The organism is Methylobacterium sp. Leaf111 (assembly GCF_001423285.1).
Lineage (GTDB): Bacteria > Pseudomonadota > Alphaproteobacteria > Rhizobiales > Beijerinckiaceae > Methylobacterium.
Genome location: NZ_LMNE01000046.1, coordinates 1 through 6,891, shown reverse-complemented (window position 1 = coordinate 6,891; position 6,891 = coordinate 1). Strand labels below are relative to the sequence as shown.

General features: G+C 54.0%; 3 protein-coding genes and 3 pseudogenes. 3 read left to right on the top strand and 3 right to left on the bottom strand.

Translation table 11 applies throughout. The annotated features are described in order from the left end of the window. Positions 1-102: 102 nt before the first annotated feature. Positions 103-279 (bottom strand): annotated as a pseudogene (locus ASF41_RS19165) (lysozyme); the annotation flags it as partial. 116 nt (positions 280-395) lie between these two features. Here ASF41_RS19165 and ASF41_RS19160 point away from each other — a divergent pair. Continuing rightward, a complete protein-coding gene (locus tag ASF41_RS19160) occupies positions 396-896 on the top strand; it encodes an NUDIX hydrolase (protein WP_244479719.1) in 501 nt (166 codons plus the stop codon). 142 nt (positions 897-1,038) lie between these two features. On the opposite strand, the gene ASF41_RS19155 is transcribed toward ASF41_RS19160, so the two are convergent. Beyond that, the gene (locus ASF41_RS19155) at positions 1,039-2,877 is read right to left on the bottom strand and encodes a hypothetical protein (RefSeq protein ID WP_156653389.1); all 1,839 of its coding nucleotides are present in this window, start codon (positions 2,875-2,877) and stop codon (positions 1,039-1,041) included. A gap of 692 nt (positions 2,878-3,569) precedes the next feature. Here ASF41_RS19155 and ASF41_RS25210 point away from each other — a divergent pair. Together ASF41_RS25210 and ASF41_RS25205 are read left to right on the top strand one after the other, a co-directional pair. Beyond that, positions 3,570-6,020, top strand: coding sequence for a glycosyltransferase (locus ASF41_RS25210; protein WP_156653388.1), 2,451 nt, complete (start codon positions 3,570-3,572; stop codon positions 6,018-6,020). A 439-nt stretch (positions 6,021-6,459) separates the two neighbouring features. Further along, positions 6,460-6,606 (top strand): annotated as a pseudogene (locus tag ASF41_RS25205) (IS5/IS1182 family transposase); the annotation flags it as partial. Between the two features lie 72 nt (positions 6,607-6,678). On the opposite strand, the pseudogene ASF41_RS19150 reads toward ASF41_RS25205, so the two are convergent. After that, a pseudogene (locus ASF41_RS19150) lies at positions 6,679-6,891 on the bottom strand (IS5/IS1182 family transposase); the annotation flags it as partial.

Below are 6,891 nucleotides of genomic sequence, written 5' to 3'. Positions count from 1 at the left end.
GATGTCTGCTTCATCTTCGCTCCTCAGGGGCTACGATGAACCAGCCATCCTCCGTTCGTGAAGACCCTCAATCTGTCCCACAGGTGCTGACGTCGGACACTCGAAGATCGCATCGCACTGGGCCGAGGTGATCGTCAGACCGGCGGTGACCAGCAACGCGCCCGCCGCCGAGGTGTGGCCGATGCCGATGGTCCAGATGCCGACCGAATCCTTGTAGGCCTTCAGCCACCGCCCCTCGTGAGCGATGAGCACGGCTTCGCCGATGGGCGAGAGGTCCATAGGTGGTCTCCAGGTTTTTCAGGTATCGGTCCCGCCGTGCGGCACTTTCGCTTGGCCGCGGAAGGGGATCAGCGATGGCTGGTGATAAGAGATGGACGATCCATCGGACCGTCCACGTGCTCCAGGATCGCTGGATCAGCGTCAGGGCAGACGATTGCTCGACCCCCGACGGAGTAGAGGTCGCGCCCTATTACGTTCTCGAATTTCCCGATTTCGTGCACGTGTTTGCGACGGACGAGGCCGACCAGGTCATCCTCGTTCGGCAATACCGGCATGGGCTTCAGGTGCTCAGCCTTGAGCTTCCTGGAGGTATGATGGACCCCCATGACAGGGACGCCGTGGCCGTTGGCGCGCGCGAGCTGCGTGAGGAAACCGGGTACTCCGGCGGGACGCTGGCCCATCTTGCCACAATGAGTGTCGACCCCGCGCGCTATGCCAACCGCCTGCACTTGATCCGAGCGACGAGCGTCATCGCTGGCAAGTCCAATCCGGAGCCAACCGAAGACATCGAGGTGGTGCTCGTTTCGCGCCAAGAAGCCAAACGACTGGCCTTGTCCGGGGAGATCGCTAATGCAGGCCACGTTGGATTGATGCTGATGGCCCTCGCTGAGCCGTGAAGCTGAGGCTGGCCAGCCTTCACCTGTGGCTCAGCGCCGCCGGGCCGGCCGGGCGCAGACAAGGGACGGGATCAGCTCAATCGTCACGGCCACGCAGACCGTTGGAGCGCGGCGGCGAGCAGGGTGCGAGCCATAGGGAGCCTCAGTAAATCGTCTGAACGACGGCCGGGCCGGAGGAGTAGGTGAGCGTCACGGGCAGCCCAGGCGGGATCGTGAAGCTGCATGGGCTGGCAGCGCAGACCGTGAGCGCTCCGCTGTTATCGGCCGCGCTTACCTTCACGGCGACAGAGGCACCGCCGTTCACGACGTAGCTCGCGGTCGTCGGCAGGGCCGGCAACGTCATCGGGCTCTCCGTGACAGCCATCTGCTTCGCGCCGACCGGGTTGTAGCCGGGATTGTCGTGGATGCGGCGGGTCGCATCGGTCGAGGCGTCCTGAAGCGGTGCGACGGTGTTGCCCTCAAGATCGTTGTCGTGGGCGTTCAGGCCGACGACGCCAGCTGCGACGCGGATACCGACCTTGTTTGTCTTGGACGCAGCGGGCACGTCGAAGGGGCTGTAAGCGCCGATCTTGTTGTCGGCGAGCGTCGCCTTACGGCAGCCGGCCTGGAGGTCCACGCCCGCCTCCCAACCTGCGATGGTGACCGCACTCACGGTGACGTTGCTCACCGGCCCCTTGCAGCGCACGCCGGAGCCGGTCTGCCCGGTGGTCGAGGTGATCTGCCCGCCGCCGGTGATCGAGACCATGTTGATCGGGTACGGGTGGGACGCAGAGGGCGTCGCCGCGCTGGCATCGAGATCGACGCCGATGGTGTTCACCGCGCTCGTGATCTGTGTCGTATTGGTGAGCCAGGGGGTCGGGATCGAAAGATCCATGACACGGCCGGTGCCAGTCGGACGGACGATTACATTCCCGGCCTGGGCGCTGTCGTTGGTCCCGATCGCCAGGGTGACCTTCTCGACGCGCTGGCCGTTGCCGGGGATGATCTTGTAGCTGGTCCGGTTGCTCACCCAGTCGTTGGCGAAGGTGTAGAGCTCGCCCGTCTGCGTGACGATGACGGCCGCGTCCGGATAGCGTCGGTTGGCCGGATTGCCGTCGAGGAAGTTCGAGAGCCCGAGATTGCCCGAGATGATGTTGTGCGGGCCCACCGAGGTGTTGTCGACGAGGATGTAGCCCGAGCCGGGGTAGGCCGCGCCATCGGCGCTGTACTCGAAGCTGTTGTCCTGTACCCACTGGATGCCGCCGGTGGCGCCCATGCGGACGCACATATAGCAGCCGCGGAAAGTCGAGCGCCTCACCCAGTTATAGCCGCTGGCGAGGTCGACCGTCGGACCGGCGGTTCGGAAGGCGCCGCTGTCGAAGCCCACATGCGCGAAGGCCATGTCCTCGATGCCGGAATACACGCCGGTGAACTTGAGGGTGGTGCCGGTCGCCGCGCTGGCCATCGTGGTCAGCTCGGTGCAGCGGATGTTGGCGCTGGCCAGGACAAGGCGTGGGTTCGGAACGACGACAGATGAGTAGAGCACCCGCCCGCATGGGAAGCGCAGACGCCCGCCGGACGTCGGCACTCTGGACAACGCGAGGACGATGCGCGCGGTCTGATCCACCCCGGTATCTGCCTCGACCCCGCCAAGCACCGCGGCCGAGAAGTCCGGCAGGTTGGCCAGAGAGAAGTCGCGGATGATGTCTTCGAGCTTTCGGCCGTCGTTCCAGCCGGGGATGCGAACGGAGAACTTCGACATGTCGCCACCTGACCCCTGATCGGTTGGGGGCAGGATGATCCGGCGTGCCGGTACGGTCGGCCCCCGCAACGGATCCGGTGTGCCGGGGTCCAATGCAATGGCGCCGCTCGGCGATGCCGCGATGAGGGCGAGGGCAAGCAGCCGTGCAGAAAGGCGCATTGAGAAGGCTTTCCGGTTGTTCTGACTAAGTTTCAAAAGTGTGGCCCCGGAGTCAGTTGACCTTGAAGCCGTCAATCGCATAGGTGCAGGTTGTCGCCGTGGCGCCGTTCATGGCCCGGGGGAGTTAGACCGCAAACACGACAGGCACTAGCGATCTATTGTTAAAGTTTAATGCGTTAGCGAGAGCCGTAGCGCTTCCCAAGATGTCGAACGTTGTTGTGCGGATCATACCAGACTGTTTGGTTCCAATGGTTGAAACTTCCGAAGCTTATTGTGTGTGCCTACGGGTATCAACCCGGACATGCTGAGCGACGCAGCGTATTATGTAACGGTCAGCAGATCGATCGGGAAAGGACCATTAAGCACGCGATGTGGGTACACATAGGCACGGTTTGTGTGCAAGTTAGGGAAGAACTATTGGAGCCCGGTGTCGCGAGGACAGATTGCTATGACGTGCGCCTTCAACTCTTCGAGCGGACAAACCGATATAAGTGGCGCGTAGACTTCTGAACTGGCGCACCTCGTAGAGGCCAGCTGATATAAGGCGTACTCAAAGGATCTCCATCGCACGATTTCGGCCATTCTTCGATGGCACAAGAAGCGAATTAGATGGTTGACCACTCCAAATCGTGCAGTGCCGTGGCAGCGCTCGGCAGAGTTGCAGGTTATTTATGCAACACATAATCGATGAGCAGGCTTAGGCATCGTAATTGCATTATCTACTCAAAAAGACATCGATCAACCATAGCTTTTTAGCACATGAGTGAAGCCTTATGATCAAAGCAAAAGATATTTCTTTTTCGTCGGCATCAAAAGCAGAAATTAGTCTTGTTGAAGGCAAACTTAATGAATCGATCTTTGTTATACCATCGGTTAATGGTGGAAGACTACTTAAGCAAATGCTGCCGACCCTTAAAATACCCGCAAAACAAATTGTAGTGCTTGATCAGGGAAGTACAGACACAACAGAACAAGTTTGTTTCGAGAATGGCGTCGAAATATTCCAGCTCGATACACCCCATTCATACACTCAATGCTGCAACTATGCACTTAAGATTGCACGAGATAGAAATGCAGAGTTTGTTTATATTTCAAATAACGATATTGTATTTGTCACTGATGTTGCACGCGAGCTTTTGTATGAGATGATGAGCGATGATAGACTTGGAGCTCTTTCGTGTTCTCAAGTTATAACAAGTTCAGAAGAAAAAGTCGGCACCTTGAGCCGCAGAGTGTATTGGGATCTTAGCATCACAGATTTCGAGCACGATACGTCAGTGCCCCCGGGCAACGTATATCGTATTGAGTCTGATTTCTGCGAGATGACATGCTCAATAATTCGAACAAGTGCTGGTACAGAGATCGGGGGGTTTGACGACGAATTTGGCTTCTATCACGAAGACGCGGATTTTGGTCTGAGGCTTCGGGAGGCGGGTTATACAACGGCCTATCTACCGCAATCTCAAATCAAACATTTCAGTGGATCTACATTTTCTGAAGGAAAATCTGAAATTCGCTTACAGTATATAAAAAATAGTCGTAAGATATTTACAAAAAAGCACCTTGGATATGGCTTGGCATATATCGACCATAAAAACGATGTTGCGACGTCATGGAACATAATCAATAAAAATCTTTTTCCTTACATGAAGCGATACGGATTAATTGACAACGATCGCCCAGAATTGATTTTTGCCCATCCTGGCATTGAGCCATTTGATTGCCTCTACTCGGTTTGGGAAACTAGCAAGCTTCCGGATACATGGATTGAGCATAAAGATGATTATAAGTCCACATATTTACCGTCAAGATGGAACCTTAAAGTGTTTGAAGACGCGGGTTTTGCCCGCACGCATTACGTTCCGCTAGGTGTAGAAACTGACATTTTCCAGCCTTGGGGAAACTCTGAGCGGCTTTACGACAGTCCGACATTTTTATGGTTTGCGCGAGCTCAATATCGGAAAGGTTATGACGTCATCTTAAAAGCGTGGGAGAGCTTTAGTAAAAATCATCCTGAAGCAAAGCTAGTGGTTCTTGGTCACGGTGTGCTTCCGGAAGGGAGCGAAAATCGGAGACATGCACGGCAATGGAAGCAGTTTCTGATATTTGACGACATTAATAGCAATATTTCTTATCGGGAAACTCTAATCCCTCTCTCGAATGAAGAGCTAGCAACAGTTTACAGGAGTGTTGATTATCTTGTTCTCACATCACGATCAGAGGGGTTTGGATTTTCAGTCGTCGAAGCAATGGCCTGCGGGCTGCTAACTATATTTCCCAGTTATGGCGCCACTGCAGATATGGTATACGAAGGCGCAATTACTTTCGATGGTAAAGAAATTGTAGCAAATTATGAGGATAAAGACTTTTCTGAGGTGGGTAATTGGTGGGAGCCAAACCCAGTAGACGTTGCAGAGGCGATGGAGAAGGCTTTTAGCCTTTCTGATTCCCAAAAGAAGACTCATTTCAGGCGAGCATTAAATTCAGTCCGTAGCAAATTCACTTGGCGAAATACCTGTATGGCGATTCGTGCAGATTTGAAAACTTGGCAGGATCAAAAATCGATCAATTACGAATATAACCCCTCCTTGCCAGCAGCTAACGAAAGCGTTGCTGATTTTATCAGGAATATGCAAGCGATCAAAATTGGACTGGACAAATCTCTTTCAATAGCGATTGACATTGAGACTGTGTTTGGTGAGTTCAGTCCTGAATATTATATAAAAGAATATAAGGATATTAGAGAATTAAATATCGATCCATTGCGACACTATATATTCTACGGATGGAATGAGGCAAGAAATCCGTCCGCGCACTTTTCAACAAAAAATTACGTAGCTGCAGATCCAAGTGTTCGAAGTGTCTTAGCTGGTTTGCACAATTTGGGCGGAGGGTTCGATCGACAAACAATTTTTGCAGCTATAGCCGCGTGGGAAATTCGGAAGCTCGACCAATTGGCAGAGATGGACACCGTATCGGATGACGAATTTATTACATTGTTATACAATATAGCATTAAATAGACTTTCTGATGAAGGGGGATTCAATAATTACAAAACGCTTTTGCGTAAAAAGCCTGGGAGTCGTAAAAATCTCATACGCCAAGTGTACTCATCCAAAGAGCGAGCACTTAAATTTCCCTTTTTTCCAAATTATCAGATGCCATATATCGGCTCTTCGAATCATGTACCGGAATCCCGGCCGAAGATGTGGCTTAGACGATAGGAAATCATCAAGATTAAGTTTAAGAAAGCAACTCTAGCGTGGGTTCTTGGTAGAAGAACGCCTCTAGCGACCAGCAGCTTGAACGACGAAGGGGCCGGATCGAGCTCCTTCGTCGTTCGTCACTGGCCTTAAGGCTCGAGCCAAAAGGGTGTCGAACGTCTCGACATCATATGGGGGCGGCAACGAATGGCTTGGCGCGACCATGACATCAAACTACTTTATCAAAAGTCGCAATGTCAGCGCTCTCTCAATTCATCTCAGTTGGCTATAAGGAGTGCACCGGACTTTAGCTGGCTCATTCAATGATCGCCAAATAGGCGCAACGCGACATGGGATGTTCCCACCGACTCGGTTTCTGCAAGAGCGTTTTTGATTTGCGCGAAGAGATCGTCCAAGTAATTCTCTCGACGGAAGGGCCTGGGGGTGATTCGCTCGGCTCATAGCCAAGGTGTTTCGCTCCTGGGATGTCGATCAAGGCTGGTTGGAGCCGCCCTCTTCGCACGAGTTCGTGCCGCCTGGGCACATGGCGCGCTTCGTTCGCGATACGGTGCGGTAAGCGCTCGACCTCTCGGCCATCCGTAATACCTAAATTGAAGAGCGCGGCTACCCGCGCTATCATCCGGGCATGATGGTGGCGCTCCTGCTCTAGGTTGCGGACTCATAAAGTTCGCAGCCAGACCCGGATGGCGGCGAGTTTGACGCTGGCAAGAAAGTTATCGGGATCCTTGTCGTAGCGAGTAGCGACGGCGCGGAAGTGCTTGATCTTGCCGAAAAAGCGCTCGACCAGATTGCGGTACTTGTACAGGAACGGGCTGAAGGCCAAGACCTGCTTGCGGTTGGGCATCGGCTTTACGTTCGCCCAAGCACCCTG